This window comes from Lachnospiraceae bacterium JLR.KK002, assembly GCA_036941025.1.
Classification (GTDB): domain Bacteria; phylum Bacillota; class Clostridia; order Lachnospirales; family Lachnospiraceae; genus Petralouisia.
The window spans coordinates 2,698,697-2,715,044 of sequence record JAYMNP010000001.1; the positions used below are offsets into that span (position 1 = coordinate 2,698,697).

General features: G+C 52.0%; 18 protein-coding genes. 2 read left to right on the plus strand and 16 right to left on the minus strand.

Going from position 1 to position 16,348, the window contains the following annotated elements; all coding sequences use genetic code 11:
• Positions 1 to 33: 33 nt before the first annotated feature.
• The 11 genes from VSQ32_13220 to VSQ32_13270 all read right to left on the minus strand — a co-directional run bounded on the left by VSQ32_13220 (position 34) and on the right by VSQ32_13270 (position 8,954).
• Entirely contained in the window at positions 34 to 1,962 is a 1,929-nt protein-coding gene (locus VSQ32_13220; GenBank protein ID MEH2943795.1) for a DNA polymerase, read from the minus strand.
• Positions 1,963 to 2,054: 92 nt separating this feature from the next.
• The gene (locus VSQ32_13225) at positions 2,055 to 2,621 is read right to left on the minus strand and encodes a DUF2815 family protein (GenBank protein MEH2943796.1); all 567 of its coding nucleotides are present in this window, start codon (positions 2,619 to 2,621) and stop codon (positions 2,055 to 2,057) included.
• 16 nt (positions 2,622 to 2,637) lie between these two features.
• Positions 2,638 to 3,759 (minus strand): DUF2800 domain-containing protein, encoded by a 1,122-nt coding sequence (locus VSQ32_13230; GenBank protein MEH2943797.1) that lies wholly within the window; start codon positions 3,757 to 3,759, stop codon positions 2,638 to 2,640.
• On the minus strand, positions 3,759 to 4,127 hold the full coding sequence (locus VSQ32_13235; protein MEH2943798.1) for an rRNA biogenesis protein rrp5: 369 nt from the start codon (positions 4,125 to 4,127) through the stop codon (positions 3,759 to 3,761). Before VSQ32_13235 ends, VSQ32_13230 begins: the two co-directional genes overlap by 1 nt.
• On the minus strand, positions 4,102 to 4,320 hold the full coding sequence (locus tag VSQ32_13240) for a hypothetical protein (GenBank protein MEH2943799.1): 219 nt from the start codon (positions 4,318 to 4,320) through the stop codon (positions 4,102 to 4,104). The genes VSQ32_13235 and VSQ32_13240 overlap by 26 nt, the downstream gene beginning before the upstream one ends.
• 84 nt (positions 4,321 to 4,404) lie before the next feature.
• Positions 4,405 to 4,791: a sigma factor-like helix-turn-helix DNA-binding protein gene (locus VSQ32_13245; GenBank protein MEH2943800.1), complete on the minus strand. Its 387-nt coding sequence runs from the start codon at positions 4,789 to 4,791 to the stop codon at positions 4,405 to 4,407.
• Between the two features lie 888 nt (positions 4,792 to 5,679).
• Positions 5,680 to 5,862, minus strand: a complete 183-nt coding sequence (locus VSQ32_13250; GenBank protein MEH2943801.1) for a hypothetical protein — start codon at positions 5,860 to 5,862, stop codon at positions 5,680 to 5,682.
• A 146-nt stretch (positions 5,863 to 6,008) separates the two neighbouring features.
• Positions 6,009 to 6,527: a hypothetical protein gene (locus VSQ32_13255; GenBank protein MEH2943802.1), complete on the minus strand. Its 519-nt coding sequence runs from the start codon at positions 6,525 to 6,527 to the stop codon at positions 6,009 to 6,011.
• A gap of 93 nt (positions 6,528 to 6,620) precedes the next feature.
• A complete protein-coding gene (locus VSQ32_13260) occupies positions 6,621 to 7,166 on the minus strand; it encodes a hypothetical protein (GenBank protein ID MEH2943803.1) in 546 nt (181 codons plus the stop codon).
• 224 nt (positions 7,167 to 7,390) lie between these two features.
• A complete protein-coding gene (locus VSQ32_13265; protein MEH2943804.1) occupies positions 7,391 to 8,086 on the minus strand; it encodes a DUF6033 family protein in 696 nt (231 codons plus the stop codon).
• A 94-nt stretch (positions 8,087 to 8,180) separates the two neighbouring features.
• Positions 8,181 to 8,954: a hypothetical protein gene (locus tag VSQ32_13270; protein MEH2943805.1), complete on the minus strand. Its 774-nt coding sequence runs from the start codon at positions 8,952 to 8,954 to the stop codon at positions 8,181 to 8,183.
• A gap of 335 nt (positions 8,955 to 9,289) precedes the next feature.
• Between VSQ32_13270 and VSQ32_13275 the strand changes: the two genes are divergently transcribed.
• Entirely contained in the window at positions 9,290 to 10,537 is a 1,248-nt protein-coding gene (locus VSQ32_13275) for an IS110 family transposase (GenBank protein MEH2943806.1), read from the plus strand.
• Between the two features lie 83 nt (positions 10,538 to 10,620).
• Here the strand turns inward: VSQ32_13275 and VSQ32_13280 are convergent, their stop codons facing one another.
• The 5 genes from VSQ32_13280 to VSQ32_13300 all read right to left on the minus strand — a co-directional run bounded on the left by VSQ32_13280 (position 10,621) and on the right by VSQ32_13300 (position 15,746).
• Positions 10,621 to 12,066: an ATP-binding protein gene (locus tag VSQ32_13280; GenBank protein ID MEH2943807.1), complete on the minus strand. Its 1,446-nt coding sequence runs from the start codon at positions 12,064 to 12,066 to the stop codon at positions 10,621 to 10,623.
• Positions 12,059 to 12,775, minus strand: a complete 717-nt coding sequence (locus tag VSQ32_13285; protein MEH2943808.1) for a LytTR family DNA-binding domain-containing protein — start codon at positions 12,773 to 12,775, stop codon at positions 12,059 to 12,061. The genes VSQ32_13280 and VSQ32_13285 overlap by 8 nt, the downstream gene beginning before the upstream one ends.
• A 326-nt stretch (positions 12,776 to 13,101) precedes the next feature.
• The gene (gene nudC / locus VSQ32_13290; protein ID MEH2943809.1) at positions 13,102 to 13,929 is read right to left on the minus strand and encodes an NAD(+) diphosphatase; all 828 of its coding nucleotides are present in this window, start codon (positions 13,927 to 13,929) and stop codon (positions 13,102 to 13,104) included.
• An 11-nt stretch (positions 13,930 to 13,940) separates the two neighbouring features.
• Positions 13,941 to 14,825, minus strand: coding sequence for a radical SAM protein (locus VSQ32_13295; GenBank protein MEH2943810.1), 885 nt, complete (start codon positions 14,823 to 14,825; stop codon positions 13,941 to 13,943).
• A gap of 30 nt (positions 14,826 to 14,855) precedes the next feature.
• Positions 14,856 to 15,746, minus strand: coding sequence for a dihydroorotate dehydrogenase (locus tag VSQ32_13300; GenBank protein ID MEH2943811.1), 891 nt, complete (start codon positions 15,744 to 15,746; stop codon positions 14,856 to 14,858).
• A 177-nt stretch (positions 15,747 to 15,923) separates the two neighbouring features.
• Here VSQ32_13300 and VSQ32_13305 point away from each other — a divergent pair, with 177 nt between their 5' ends.
• Positions 15,924 to 16,250 (plus strand): helix-turn-helix domain-containing protein, encoded by a 327-nt coding sequence (locus VSQ32_13305; protein ID MEH2943812.1) that lies wholly within the window; start codon positions 15,924 to 15,926, stop codon positions 16,248 to 16,250.
• Positions 16,251 to 16,348 lie beyond the last annotated feature (98 nt).

Below are 16,348 nucleotides of genomic sequence, written 5' to 3' on the forward strand. Positions count from 1 at the left end.
CAATCCGCAGCCGTTCCATCATGCACCCCCTGCCTAATCCTTCTGGTAAAAATCGCATTCGTAGCCATCCGCCCGGAGCAGCAGCCCTTTCGCCCAGGGCGGCGTCCTTCCCATCTGTTCACACACAGCCTCCACGGACATCCTCCTGTCTGCCTCGATGATTATCTCGTCATGGATGTGTCCGACAATCGCACAGTTTTTCAGTGTCTGCATGGCATAGCATAAGATGTCGCGGGCAATGCCCTGCACAAGGTTTTCCACAAACTTTGCACCATAGCTTTCCAGGCGTTCCCATTTCTTTGTGCCGCCCACACCCATATAGGTGACGGACTCCCCGCCGAAACGGTTCTCCCCGATGCACGGCTTCACATAGGCAAGCCGTCTGCCCGATGGGAGCATGGCGAACATCATGCCGCTCTGGTAATCAAACCGGATGCCGTGTGTCTCTGTGGGCATCCTCTTTTTGATGCATTCCTTCGTGGCACGGTCTACATCCCACCATAGCTGCACGATATTGGGGTTCGCCTCCCGCCAGCTATCCACAAGCGGCTGCAGCTCATCCTCCGTCATTCCCGCCTCCAGTGCGCCCATCGCTTTCAGCGCGCCGACTGATCCGCCATATCCACAAGACAAAACGGCCTGCTTCCCTTTCTGCCTCAGTTCCGCATTCTCGCCATGCTTCTCCACCCTGCAGTGGAACATCCTTGACGCTGTTTCACAGTAGATGTCGCCGCCTTTCCCAAACACATCCAGCACCCATTTCTCCCCGGCAAGCCACGCAAGCACCCTCGCCTCGATTGCGGAAAAGTCCGCCACAATGAACTTCCTGCCGTCCTGCGGCACGAAAGCCGTGCGGATCAGTTCCGAAAGCACCTCTGGCACGGAATCATATAAAATTTCCAGCGCCTCAAAATCACCGCACCTTACGAGCTCCCTCGCCTGTGCCAGGTCAGGCATTGTGTTTTTATATAAATTCTGCAACTGGATAATGCGCCCGGAGAACCGCCCCGTCCTGTTAGCTCCGTAGAAGGCAAACATCCCATGCGCACGGCTGTCCGCACACACCGCATTCTCCATTGCCTGGTATTTCTTCACGGAGGATTTGGCAAGCTGCTGCCGGAGCGTCAGCACTGTTTTCAAAGGTTCCGGCGCATCCTGCAGAAGCCCCGCCACCGCTTTCTTGTCGAGTGAATCCGTCTCTATCCCATTCTCTGAAAGCCACTGTTTCATCTGCTGCACGGAATTTGGGTTCTCCAGTTCCGTCAGTTCCTGCATGGCGGTTGACAGTTCCGACTTGGAGCGTCCGTCCATGGCGATTGCCCGTGCGACCATCTCCATATCCACCCCGATGCCCCGGTCGTTGATCTCCTGGTCCTGCCAGTATTCCTCCCACACAAAATCCAGAACCGGGAACCTGGCAAGCCTCTGCTGTATCTGCATCTCCGCCTCCACATCACGAAAGTTGTATTCCTTAAACCGCTCCCATTTCTCCCTGTCATGTTCCGGCAGATTCCGCGTCCTGCCGCCATTCGTCTTGGTCGGCTTGCACGGGACGCAGAAATACCGGATCAGGTCCTTTCCCTCTGACAGCTTCTGCTTTTCCAGCCCAAGCACTGCGCCCACATTTTCCAAAGACAGCGGAAGGCCAAGCGTGGCCGACCAGACCATGGAGCATTTCCAGGACTCCGGCTCCAGCCATTCCCCAAGGTAATTTGATAAGCACACCCTCTCGAACATGGCATTGAACGCCCATTTGATGACAGACTCATCTGAGAGTGCAGCCAGGATATCCGCAGGGATTTCCTCCCCGCAGGCAACATCGACCACCTCCACTTCACCGCCGTCCACGCTGAACCCAAATAACAGAATCTCAAAATTCGGCGAGGAAGAATATTTGTAAACGCCGCATTTGGATAAATCCACATCGCTGTACGTTTCAATGTCAATTTCTATAGAATTCAATTCCACCAGCTCCTTTCACCGCCTTAAGGGCGGCAGGGAAAAGGCAGATGCCCGTTCCCCACCACCCGGCGACTGTGCTTTTCTCTATCTGGTTACGACAGGAAATCCTCCTCTTCCTCATCCGCAAAATCGTCCTCCGCACGGGACTTCCCGCCCAAAGGCTCCCCGTCACGGATTTTCTGTAAATTGTTCAGCCCGCAGGCGATACCCTTATTCCCGTTGGAATTGAAAGCATAGAAATTGATGCTCGCCCTGCCGTACACACCGCTGTACACCTCGGACGTATCAATAATTGGCTGGCGGTCCGCATCCACGATGCCGGGAGCCGTGGTGCTGTTGGCATTGACGAAATAAGAATCCGCATAAGCCTCATCATCCGGGCGCTCCGTATCCCCGTCACGCAGCGGGGTCTTCAGCACGGAAAGCGCAGGGACGCTCCTGCCGTTCCCCTTCAGCTTCGCCTCGCCCTCATGGTAGGCCGCTTCAATCGCAGCCTCGATTTTTGCAATGGTCTTTTTGTCAGATTTCGGGATGATGAGCGATACAGAGTATTTTGGCTCACCTCCGTTAATTGCCTTTGGGGTCCACACATTTGCATAGCTCCACCGGGTGTTCGGCCCTGTGATTACTTTTGTTGGATTCTTGGCTGTGTTTGACATATGATTTTCCTCCTGACTAATCTTCCTTGAACTCTTCCTGCGCCGTGTTCATCTCCGGCCTCTTGTCGCTCTCCGGGACTAACGCAGGCTTGCCCTGCGGCTTCTCCACAAGGCCCTTCAAAATCTCTGCAAACTTCTTCTTTCCGAGCAGCTTCTCCATGGCCGTGATGCCTAACAGCTTCGGCTCATACGGGTCGAAGCCCGCCTTCTTCACGGTATCCGCCACGGCATCCTCATCCGTATATTTCCGGTTGGACCTTCCGGCCACAACCTTGAACCCGGCATACTTCACGCCGGAGAGCGCCTGCTGTAATGCAAACTCCTTCACATCTGCCGCCCATGCCGCCAGCTCATCCGCTTTCACGAGGATAGCCGCGATCTCGTCATCCTCCAGCGTGGCGGGCATCTCAAAGTCATATTTGGCAAGTTCCAGGTTGTACTCCGCCCGTTTCCTGCAGACCGCCTTCGCCTTGCAGAACCGGCAGTGTTCCCCTGCGCAGAACTCCCCCTCCCCGGCATAGGCCAGTTTCGCCTTTTCTGCCAGCTCGCCCACCGCCCATTTAAGAAGGTCATCCTTCGCCATGACATACACGCTGACATTCTCCCGGCGCGGCTGGTAGATTGCCATACGGACGGTGTCAATGTCATAAATGCCGTCAAACAGCTCCAGCGCGCCCAGGGCATACAGCATCATCTGCGGGTTCCCCTCGGCGGAAACCTCCACGCCCTTGCCGTGCTTGTAGTCGATGATATACAGCGTACCGTCTGCGATGATGACACAGTCGCCAGTGCCGAAACCCTCCTCCACATACCGGGAGAAGTCCAACCGCTGCTCGATCAGCACAACCGGGTCTTTGCACTCCTGCTTTGCCTCTTCCACCAGGGATAGGACATAATCCGCATACCCGCAGGCGCATTCCTCCATCTCCTCATCGTAGAAGGAAAGCCCCTCCGTCGGGTCTTCGGTTTCCATGCCGAGGGACAGCTTCAGCTTGTGTTCGCACAGGCTGTGGGCGTCGGTGCCCTGCTGCGCGTATTCGCTGCCCGTGTCCTCATAGTTCTCGCAGAGCCTTGCCGACGGCGGGCAGGCAAGCCACCGGTGGCTGGAGGATGCTGACAGTAAAGCGTGTCTCCCCATCACAGCACCTCCGCTTCCGCAAGCAGCGCCGCATATTCCGCCGGGTCGATCTCCGACAGCTTATCCGCACCGTGCTTATTCAGCAGCTCCCTCACTTCCTCCGTGTGTCCTGTGCGGGACTTCTCCGCCAGCACTGCGCGGACTTCCTCCAGCGTCAGCGGCTTCTTCTCCGGCTCCTGCTTTGCCACAGGCTTTTCCTCTTTCTTTGCCGCCTTCCCAGCCTTTCCCGCTTTTTCCGGCTCCTTTGTATCTGTCCTCCCTGCTTCCGCAGCACCGTTGTCCGCCACTGCATCCGCAACAGCCTGTAAGCTGTCGGCAAGGGAACGCAGGTCCCCTATGACGTCAAGCAGTAACTTCACTTTTCCCATGTACGTTTCCTCCTTCCATGACTTCACTCACTGCCAGCTCCCGGACGGAATCGCCCGGAACGATGATGGCCACCCTCCGCTTCTCCCCAAGGAGGAAGCGTAAGAAACGCTCCCTCACGGAGATATGGCGGCAGCTCACAATCCCGCCGGATGCCGGTTCCTTTGAAACACTGATCCTCAACGTGTGTTCCATGCCCATAACCTCCATTTCCGAAGGGCGGCTGTTTTCATGCCCTTCACTATACGGAGATTTTGAGGGGTGTTCGGCGGGGTGTTTTTAGAAAAACTTTTTAAATTTTTTCCGGGCCGCAGATATCGTTTCTGAGACCACGCTGTGATGCACGCCTTCCTTACGCGCAATCTCGTTGACGGACATACCGCCCGCCAGCATCAGAATCCGCCTGCGCTGCACTTCCGACAGCCCGTCCAATGCCTGGGCGATACGCTCCGTGTCCATTTCACGCTCCATCTTCGTTTCCGGCGTTTCCATGTCAGAATACGCTGCACCTTCGAACTGCGCTGCATCCAGCGAATAACAGTGGTAACGTTCCCTGCGGGAAAGGTTGTCCTCCAGCCGCCTGTCCTCAATGATGACGGCACCGATGGATTCCTCCACCTCAACCTCTGATACAGTCCCATCCGCAAATTCATATTTAATTTTCATTCAGATTCCCTCCAGTTCTTGAAATTTGGTTAAACAATTTTCAAGACCAGAGGGGCGGCGCACGGCCCCTGAACGGCGGCTGATGCCTACAGCCGAAAGCGCAAAAAAAGCGCACCCGAAGAATTCCAGGTGCGCCTGTCATAAAAACATTGTATCCTTTTGTAATCTGTTGGGAAAAGAGATAGAAATGTGTCGAATAAAAAAATTCCACAGTCCCCCTTGAGGCTGCTGTATATACAGAAAAAATATGATATTCGGCCATGGGTGCAGGGAGCCAGCTCCCTGCTCGTGCCATGCCCACTTCCTCCGGGGCATTATCCTTCCATGCCTCATAGGACTCTTCCGTGACATTCATTGTGAATTCTTCGTTTCCTGACTTGATCCTGATGATTTTTTCAGACATAAAAGCGTTCCTTTCTTTACGCCTTCGTAAAGCCAGAAACGCTTCTATTTTTGATATGAAATTGATTTAAAATGGAAAAATGGCCGGAGTAAGCTAAGGCTCATTGTCTCTAGCTTCACTCCGGCCATTCGTGACTCGATGTCCCCTGGTCCCACTCGCTCGGTAGTAAGTCTTATTTAGCTGTCTCCGTGACCTGTAGTAGCCATTCCAATTTGACTATCCTCCCGCATTCAGGGCATCGTACCTTTAAAACTACACGCCCTCCCGCGGTGGCAATAATATCGCAGATCCGTCCTTTGCAAGCGGGGCATCTGACCATACACATACCGTATACCTCCACAGCCTGTTTTGGATGACAAAGCCATGTTATGCACTCAGCATAAAATGTCCCATCGGTGGAAATTACCAAAAATTTCCATTGCCTGTTACCAGTATGGCCCGGAATGCCGCCCCTTAATCACGGAATGCATAAAAAAACAGCAGAATCACCTCCGCCGTTTTTTCCTCTCATATATGCCCGCCTCTATCCCTTCCGGGCCGAAGTGCAGCCTTACCAGTTTTCCGCAGTGCTGGCATTTGATCTCAAGGACCGTCCACTCCGTCTCTGTTCCCTCATCGTCCAAAATGCGCCGCCTGCATTTGGGGTTGGGGCATCTGATCACTTCCATCTGCCACCGCCTCCTTTACATTCAGGCCAGTAACCGGCCTTATTTTATGACATCCACCACCGCCTCCCCGCACTAATATGTAATAAGGGAACCAGCCCGTCTCTGCCAGTTCCCTTTTATCGTTTGTGCATTATTGGTTTTTCTTCTTATGCCCTCGCGTCAAACCCGCCCTGCATTTCCACCGCCCCGGCATTTATCTCCTGCCTTGCCACATGGTACGCATCATAGTAGGCAGCCTTCAAAGCCCCGTGTACCTGCGTCTCCGCCTTCGACTCCTTCTCATGCCAGCCCACGCCCGCCGTATAGGTCAGTACCTCGTCACCGTTCCCGTCATACACATGGACTCCCCCGGACTGGAACTTAGCTTCATACAGCTCCCCGAACAGAAGACGCAGCCACCGTTCATCCGCCTCACGTATTTCCTTCATATCAGCCATTTCCTGATTGAGTTTCCCCATCAGCGCCGCCCTGTCCGGTGCGACTTTGGCGACCTCGCTTTTCCGCAGGGCGAGGAACTTATTCCCCATATAGATGCCCTGCGCCGCATCTTCCCTGGCGTATCCGGCTATCTGCTCCCGGAGGGAATCGGACAGCTTCCAGTCCTTCTTGGATGATGCTTTGGGGATGTCCGCTTGATGGATTTTTGCTATTCCTGTTATATTCATTTAAGTCTCCTCTCTCTGTTTTGCCGGAACGCCGGGGATGCCCGCCCTGCCTTGTTGGGCTGTGGGTTATCGGGGATATACAGCCGATGGAATTTATTTCTTGTTCATGAAATCCCAATACGCCTGCATACTGTACTGGTAATATGCCGCAGCTTTTTTCTGGCTCAACAGCTTCATGTCACTGATTTGTTTCTGGAACATATCCATGAAATTTGTCCTATCGTGCAATCCCATCATTCCCGTTTCAGGCGGTAATGATGTAAGCCCTCCATTCTTATCTACACCCATATAGGATTCCAATGCTGTCATTTCCACTAATGAAGCATTCCGGGGATTTATCTTGTTGATATGTATGGTCTGCTCAAATTCATTCCCATTCTCATCAACACCTTTTGCAATCACAGTCGGATCATCCTCTGTTGAGCCTTCCGCATATTTGATGTAGAAAGACAGCCCTGTCCCGTTACCGCCAGAGTACAGCATATCATCCGTTTTCATATAGACAATAGATGTATGTGGCTTTGCGCCTGCCACATTGTTTACCTGCTCCGCAAAACTCCTTCCTGCCGCATTCTGCTGTGCCTTTCTTGCTCCCTGCCATGCCGGATATCCTGCTGTTCCTATTCCGTTAATATTCATTTTTTCAAATCCTCCATTATTTTTATTATTGCGGTTCCTCTGTCGTTCAGAGCCGCATCCGCTCCCTCGTAATAAGTCCGAGCGGTTCATTGCCTCATAAACGCATTTCTCCTAACTTCCCCGGTCGAATATCATACCGGCCTTCACCTCCTTCCAAATTATCCCCCGGCAGGGGCGCATGGGTTTTTTGCGCCTCTGCGGAATAGGGTGTAAGCAACATCTCTTTATGCCTTGATGTCAAAACTGCCCCCTGTGGATGACGATGTGCCGGATACCGCCGCAACAATACTCTGTGTAACGCTTTTCACATCCGTGCCAGTGGCAGATACCGTGAACGTACCTTCCATCCTCTCTTTTCTTTCTGCCCTCCGTTCTGCCGTCTTTTCTTCCTCCGCTTTTTTCTCCTTGCGCCTCTCGGCGGCCTTTTCCTCGGCTGCTTTCTTCTCTTTCGCCCGCCGTTCCGCATTCTCTCTGGCTATTTTTCCATCCGGGTCACTTGTGCCAGAGATTGCTACTGAAATATTCCCATTTGCATCAACACTGTAGCTGAGATTGGTCAGCGTCCCGCGACAGCCTGCTACTGCGCTTTTGGCACAATCCGGCAATGCCGCCAGATTTTCTTCCAGATATTTTGCTTTTTCCGGGTCGTTCATGCATTTCTTCAGGAAAGCGCCTGATACGGATACTGTTGTCGGAACACCCTGCATGGAAGTTGTACCCGAATTCATATAGCTGTACTTGCCCTGCAGGTATTTGGAATAGTCATTGACGTTGCTGTAACCCGTCTTGATCTGCTCCGTTTTTGTTCCCCCGGTTGGGGTTTTCAGTTCCACCGTGCTCGTTGTCACATTGCCTTCCTTTGCAGTATTTGAGTAGCCTTTCCCATAATCGCTGTAATTGTTTGTGATCTCCATTGACATAATTCTCATCCTCCTTCAAAAAATCTTACCTGCGGCCCCTCTGTCATTCAGGGCCGCCCATGCCCCCTTGCGGTAAGTCCGGGCATGATCTTCCTTACTTCAAAATGCCCGCCGCCTCATATGCGGCAATCGAAACCGCCTTTTTGGTCATGCTGTCCTTATAATATCTCTCGTCTGCTTCCTGCTCCATCAGCCTGCGTTTCAGGGCGCTTTCCTCGTTCAGACGGGCATATTCCTCACGCCTTTTTTTCTTTGCCGCCTGCTCCGCCTCAAACTGACGCATTTCTTCCTCTGTCGGGCCGGTAATATTTCCACCGTGACTGGAAGCCCGGAAACGTGCAATCTCCCCATTTTCATCCAAAACAATCAGATGGGAGCATATCCTTCCGGGTACTTGGTTTGTTGCAATGAAACTCTCCACTTTGGCCATGACCTGTTTTGCCAGTGCCGGATCATTTTTCATTTTTTCTTCCAGTTCCGGCGGCACGACAATCGACTTCTGTCCGGCGATTGAGTGGAGCCTTGACTGTACCCCGGATGAATCCATAGCAGGGTTCGCTCCGTTGGGTTTCCAATTCACGGCGGATTCGTCTAAATCATTACGGAAAAATTTCTCAAATGGGAAGTCATTCCTCTCCCATACCCCCTGCGGAATACTGGACGCATCTGCCGTATGGTAGTACGCTCCCGGAAACCTCGCCTGCCACATATCCTTAAAACTCATTCCCGATGCCTCTGACTGCCCCGCCGCCTTTGCCGCCGCAAGCTCCGCAAAACTTACGCCTCCATTCTTATCAGCCGCCGCATTCTTCCGGTACTGCTCCGCCAGATAGTACCCTCCCAATTTACCTGTCACTCCGAAATCCATCTTCCTCTCTCCTTTCATTTTTATATCCATTCCTTTCGCTTCGCTCAGGCACAAAACGTTATGAAAATGTTTTCCTGAGCTTATTTTTTCTTTATAATTCTTCTTGTAGGGAACTCGGTATACTACAAATCACGGGGAGATGAGTGGGCTGTCCGGCTTGCCGGATGACCGTATTTTTATATGTGTAGTACGCCTTTTCAAGCACAAATAAGTGTGACTTCGAGCACGTAATCTTATCTTTGTATAAACAATCTTCGTTTATGGCTTAGGCGTTCAGTCAATGCCGTCTCTCCCTATAATCTTTAGTGAACCTGTCGGTTCTGAAAGGAGTCCCTATGGCTTTAAAAATCGTGTACAAAATCTGCTGTGGCATTGATGTCCACAAAACTTTTGTAGTCGCCTGCATTGCCTCTACTGACAAGCACGGCGTTACCACTTACGAGAGCCACCGTTTTTCTACCTACACGAAGGGTCTGAAAAATTTGTTACACTGGCTACTCGAACATAACTGCAACGACGTTTGTATGGAATCTACTGGTAAATACTGGATCCCTGTTTATAACATTCTGGAAAAAGAATGCTTTATTGTCCTTGCACATCCTAAATACGTTAAGGCTATCCGTGGAAAGAAAACTGACAAGAAAGATGCCAAATGGATTGCTGACCTGTTCAAGCATGATCTTGTTGCCGGAAGCTTTATGCCACCCGCTGACATCCGCCAGCTCCGTGACCTTATGCGTTACCGTTTCAAACTGACCTGCTTTCAATCAAGCGAAAAGAATCGTTTGCAGAACTGTCTCACGGTTTCCAATATCCAGTTGGGAAACGTTGTTTCGGACACCTTCGGCAAATCTGCTCAGGCGATACTGGATAAACTCTTGAAAAATCCCGCAGATACTTCCTTTGACCTTGAACCTCTCGTTTACAAAAGTTTGAAAAAGAAGCTCCCCGAACTTCGCGATGCCATCGATGGCTGTATCACTCCAGAACAGGCTGGTAAACTTAAGGTAATTAAAGATCATTATGAAAACCTGGAATCCCGCAAAGCAGAGCTTGAAGAACTCATTCTTGCGCTCGCCGCTCCCTATCAGCAGGAACTTACCATTCTTCAAACCGCTCCTGGTATCCGCAGTGATTTCACCGCAATCGGAATCCTTTCCGAAATCGGTACCAATATGGAGGCTTTTCCTTCGGCGAAACACTTATGCTCATGGGCTGGGCTTACCCCAACCAACAATGAAAGTGCAGGGAAGAAAAAATCTGTCCGGGTTTCCAAGGCTGGATGCTATATCAAACCACTTTTAGTACAGTGCGCGAATGCTGTCGTTAAAAGTAATAAGCATCCTGAGATTCGTAACCGTTATCTCCGTCTCAAAAAGCGTCGCGGTCACAAGAAAGCAATCATTGCCATAGCAAGAATGCTTCTGACTGCATTATACCACATGCTTAAGAACGGTGAAAACTATAATGCGGAACTTTACCACAAATCAGATTTACCACCTGTCGACCGTGAAATCACGGTAGAGCAGGCTCTTATCATAGCAAAAAATCAAGGTTATAAGATTAAGTCAGCAACTGCATAACCTTAACATACACGATATTCAATTTTTAAAGCAGCCACCGAAAGATGGCTTGTTTGTGATGCGATTAAGGACATGGATACCCTCTACTTTTCATTTTCAATCTTCATCACCGACAGGATGAACACCCTGCCGTTTACCTTAAAATCCATTGTTCCCTGGTATTTCTCCGCTGTGCTTTTGATGTTAACCAGTCCTATCCCATGATTCTCCCTGTCCGCCTTGTCCGTCACGGGGAACTCATTCTGCGGTTTCCTCACCACCCTCCCGTCAAAGCTGTTCTCCACTTTCAGGAAAAACAGCTCCCTCTTTTGGAATGAACTGATGCGGATAAAGGCTTCCGCACCCGGTTCTTTCGCTTTCAGTTTCCGGCACGCCTCCATTGCGTTATCCAGTGCATTCCCTAAAATAATGCCGATATCGTAACTTTGGATGAACAGCATTTCAGGGAACTGCAGCCCTTCCACGTCCATCCGCAAATCCGGCACCGCTTTTGTAATCTCATGGTATTTCATATTCAGCAGGGTATCCACAACCGTATTCCCTGTCTTAAAACGGAATTCCAGTCTGTCCATCGTCCGGCTCAGTTCCTCCAGATATGCCTGCATCCCTTCCTCCTTCCCCGCCGCAAGCTGCATGATGACGGAGATCGTATTCTTCATGTCATGCCTCATCCCCCGTATCCCGGAATAGACACGCTCCATCTCCCCCATATGCTCCTGCAGGCTGCTGACCTGTTTCTCCAGAATAATGCGGCTGCTTTTTTCCCTGTTCCAACAAATCATGTCCTGAAAGAGTTTTATCCCAAACATAACGGAGAACAGCAACAGCAGCAGGATAACGGGCATTATGACCATCAGCGATGGATATCTGTCATACAGCATCTCCGGCACGCCGTTCTCTGCCGTGTCAATCGTAATACGCAGTAAAGTGCAAACCATCAGGCCTGTCAGCCCCGGCGTGAGGATGAACAGCAATTCTGTCCTGTGGACGGCATAGTCCTTTTCCCGATAATCCCGCACAATCTTCCTTATGGTAAAATACAGCAATGCGGCTCCAATGACATGGATCAAAATCTGGTTTCCTATGAGGGTAATGCTTACAACAAAATTATAAAATTTCAATGATTGGATATACCCATTTTCCAAACACCAGTCCCATAGCCGGAACAGATGATTTCCTAATTCAAAAAACATATGTGCAAGGAAAAAACTCATTTCACTCACAGCAATAAACGTGACTCCAAGAAATAAGGTTATCTTCCCTATTGCCCTATAAAAAATCAATACAGCCACCGATACGATGCACAGGATCACTGCCAGCCTTATGAAAACCCAAAAACTCGTGTAACCCTTTGGTAAGATAAGTCCCATCCCTAACCGCAGAACACCATACAGCACTGCGGCTGCCAGCCCGCCTGTCCGCCGGTTCCGTATCCTGCTTTCCAGAAAACTCCCAAAGAAATACTGCAGGCAGTATCCCTGGAACATGGCAGAAAACACTTCCAGCAGGCCGCTCACCACTTCATACACAGGACACCCCTCCATTCTGCAAATACCACATATACGCCTTTACAAACTCATTATGCTTCTTCCTTGTCAGGTAAACCTTCTCGCCGCTGGAAAGGAAGATGCTGTCGCTGTCATACCGCGCTATGTGCGCCATGTTGACCAGATACCCCCTGTGGCAGCGGTAAAAGCCATCCCCAAGCTGCCCTTCCAGTTCATCCATCGTGGCATATGACTCTATGATGTCCTCCATGTCCGTGGTATGAACCTCCACCTTTTTCCCCCTGCTCTCAATGTACAGGATGCTGTTTAGGTTAAGCGTATACCCCTGGTTCTTCGCCCGTATGAATATCTGCCGCTCCTTCTGCCCTTTCCTTTTTCCGGCTTCCTCCGCCGCCCTGCCAAGCACCTCCATGAACTTCTGTTCCTCAATCGGTTTCAGCAGGTAGTGGAATGCTGAGACGTCAAAAGCCTCAAACACATATTCCCTGATTCCCGTAATGAAGATGACCACCGCATCCACGCCGGACTGACGGAGGGTCCTCGCCGCCTCAATGCCGCCCATGCCCTCCATCTGTATGTCGAGGAAGATAATGTCAAAATCCTTTCCTGCCGCAAGCAGTCCTTCCCCCGTGTCAAAAACGCTTATATCAAAACCGGGATTCCGTTTTTTTATGAATCCGCCAATCTGCTCTCTGATGGCTTCCTCATCATCGACCACTGCTATATTCAAAATTCATCACCTCGGATTTCCGTTTCAGCCGTCACTTAATTTATCGGCAGATTTTCTGTTATTTTGGGATGCAGGGAACGAAAGGCATATAAAATGGAGCGAAAGGCATAAATGCAGTACGGAAATTTCAAAAATAGGTCTAAAGTTTTTTGCCTTTCGTCCGACAGCACTGTTGTCCCGCCGCCTTTCGTCCGATATAGGGCGGCACAAACGCAAACCGCCGTGTAAGCATATTACCTCTGATTCCCCCGCTTTCCAAGCGGTTTTCTGAATAGGAAAAAGGGCCTGTGAGCCCTTTCCTCATTTCTCTTTAGTGTATTCTCCCTTTAAAGCCGCAGGGCTTCAATCATCTCATAGGCAATGCTGATGTCTGTCAGCCCGTCCGGAAGCCCTGTGCGGGGATGCCACTCTGCCGCCGCCAGTTCCTTCCTGTCAAGGCGTATCCCATCAGGCCCGTCCAGCCTTGCGGTATAGCCTGCGATCACGGAGCCGGAGAACCCCCACGGCTGGCTGCCAAAATACTGCAAATCCCGGATGCGGATGCCTGTCTCCTCATAAACTTCCCTCTCCGCCGCTTCCTCCAGCGTCTCCCCCGCCTCCACGAAACCGGATATGAGTACCCACTGCGGGAGGGAGCGGTCTGCATACTTTGTCATCAGCAGCCTGTCCCCGTCCGTGACCGCCACCATTACCACCGGGGCGATGCCGGGATATACCGTGTTCCCGCACTCCGGGCAGGCAAGCGCCCTCTGCCCTGTCTTCCTTTCCATCCTCCCGCCGCACCTGCCGCAGTACCTGTTCCCTTCATACCAGCGGCTTAAGTGCAGGGCCGTGGCCCCGGCAAAGAAAGCCCACTCCGGCAGGACGCCCTTTAATTCACAGATGGGAAAATACCCAAGCCCCCGGCATCCGTTTACCTCCTGCCCCAGCAGGTAAACGGGCTCTCTGCCCGCCCGGAACAGGAATACCGCCCTGCTTTCCATTTTTCCTGCCGGATGCCCCAAATCCCGGAAGGACGGGAGGCTCCTATGCCCGTCCCCCATATCCCGCAAAAGCACATCCTCTCCCCGGAAGGAGAAAAAGCAGTCATCCGAGACCGGGGCTGTACCGCGGTATGCCGTATCCAGCCTGTAAGGGGAGATATCCTGTATCATGGCTCCCCTCCTTACAGATGCCGCAGGTTCTCACGGTATCTGCGCAGTTCCTTTTCGTCCACAGCGCCGATGACCTCATCCAGCCACTTGACCATCCGTCCCCTATCCTTCGGCAGATGGCCTTCCACGTTGATGCAGTTCGATGCGCCCATCGTTGCAAAATAGGTGTCTATGTCAAGGCTGCCGACCAGCGTCCTTAATTCATACAGCTTTTCTATCTCCGTTTCCTCCGTCCAGTTCCCCGCCTGGATTTCCCGGTACAGTTCCGAGGTCGGGTAGACCGTCAGCATGGAGGAAACAATGACCTTCGGGTGGAGCTGGTTGAACACCTCCGCCGTGTTCTTCACCCCTTCCTCCATATGCCCGGAGCCGTATATCCCGGCAAGGTAGAAGAAGTTATAATCCATCCCCACCTCATCCAGCCTTTTACATTCTTCTATGATCTCCTTCGTGCCGAACCCTTTATGCATGAAGGACAGGGATTCCTCGTCACCCGCCTCCACGCCGATGGTAAGGCTGTTGTACCCAAGCCCCCTCAGTTCCCGTAGCTGCTCCGTGGTCTTCGGCGTGATGTCCGTGATGCGGGCGAAACAGCCGATGGACTGCACTTTTGGGTAATATTTCCGCACCAGTTCCGCCAGCGTTTTCAGCTTGTCAAAACTTAATACGAAGGGGTTCGCCCCGGTGAAGAATACCCTCTTTGCGTTCCGGTAGTAACGGCTGATCTCCTTTAAGTCCGCCTCCACCTCGGATAAAGGCGACATCCGGAACTTAAACGGCACGTCCTCATAGAGCGTGCAGAACTTGCATTTGTGGTGGGTACAGCCCGCCGTCGCCTGTACCAGTGCGCTCCCCGCCTCATAGGGCGGCCTCCATATCGTTCCCGTGTAATGCATAAACCATCTCTCCTTCCTGTCTGTAAAAATCTAACTGACGATACCCCTGATCTCCTTTAAGTCCCGGATACCGTTTTCCTCCATGTACTTTTCCAGCCCGCCGATGATCTCCGGCATGGCATAAGGGTTCCTGAAATTCGCCGTCCCCACCGCCACCGCGGCGGCACCGGCCATGATGAACTCCAGCGCATCCTCCGCCGTCTGAATCCCTCCCATCCCGATGACCGGGATGCTTACTGCCCGGCAGGTCTGCCATACCATCCGCAGCGCAACCGGCTTTATTGCGGGTCCGGACAGCCCGCCCGTCTTATTCGCCACGCTGAACGTCCTTTTTTTCACGTCGATCCTCATGCCCGTAATGGTATTGATCAGCGAGAGCGCGTCCGCACCGCCGGCCTCCGCCGCCTTTGCGATCTCCGTTATGTCCGTGACATTCGGCGTCAGCTTCATGGAAACGGGCTGCGCCGCTTTCTTTTTTATCTCCTTCGTGATGTACTCCACCATGCGCGGCTCCTGCCCGAAAGCGATCCCGCCATGCTCCACGTTCGGACAGGAGATGTTGACCTCCAGCATATCTATCTCCTGCCCGGACAGCCGTTCCACCACTTCCAGATAATCCGCCACGGTGCTGCCGCATATGTTCACAATGACCTTCGTATCAAACTGTCTGAGGAAAGGGAGGTCCCTCTCTATAAAGACGTCTATCCCCGGATTCTGCAGCCCCACCGCGTTTATCATCCCGCTGGCCGTCTCCATGATCCTTGGGGCCGGGTTCCCCTCCCACGGGACGCATGAGACGCCTTTCGTGACCACTGCGCCTAACTGGTTCAGATCCACGAACCCGCTGTATTCCTGCCCGGAGCCAAATGTCCCGGACGCAGGCATCACCGGGTTCTTCAACGTGATGCCCGCTATATCCACTGATGTGTTTATCCCGTCCGCCTCCTTTCTTGAATCACATTATAGCAACTGGCGCGGAAAAGAAAAGTACTGTCTTTTTTCGTTTATAGTGCGAAAATTGATACCAGTATCAAAAAGCATAGTACCTTGAACAGATGGGCCCGATATAGTATAATGCCGTTAGAAGGAGGGAACCACATGAGCAACATGAAAGCGCCGCTGCCCCAATGCGCGGCTATGGTCAGGGTACAGAACATCTTAAGCGGGAAATGGAAGATAACGATATTATGGTACATCGCGGAATATGAGGTGCAGCGGTTCGGGGAGCTGAGGCGGAGGCTTGGGGACATCACGCAGTCCACCCTTACCAAGCAGCTCCGGGAACTGGAACAGGACGGCTTCATCTCCCGCTATATCTATCAGGAAGTACCGCCGAAGGTGGAGTACTCCCTGACTGACCTGGGGAAAAGCTTTATACCAATCTTAAAAGACATGAAGAAGTGGAGCGATACGCATCTGATGTAGGCTGAACCGCAAAAAGAGCCTGCGCTGCAATGCCATGCCAGCACAGGCTTTCATTCTGCCTTTAGATAATAGACAGGCGGCTTCCGGTTTAAGACCCG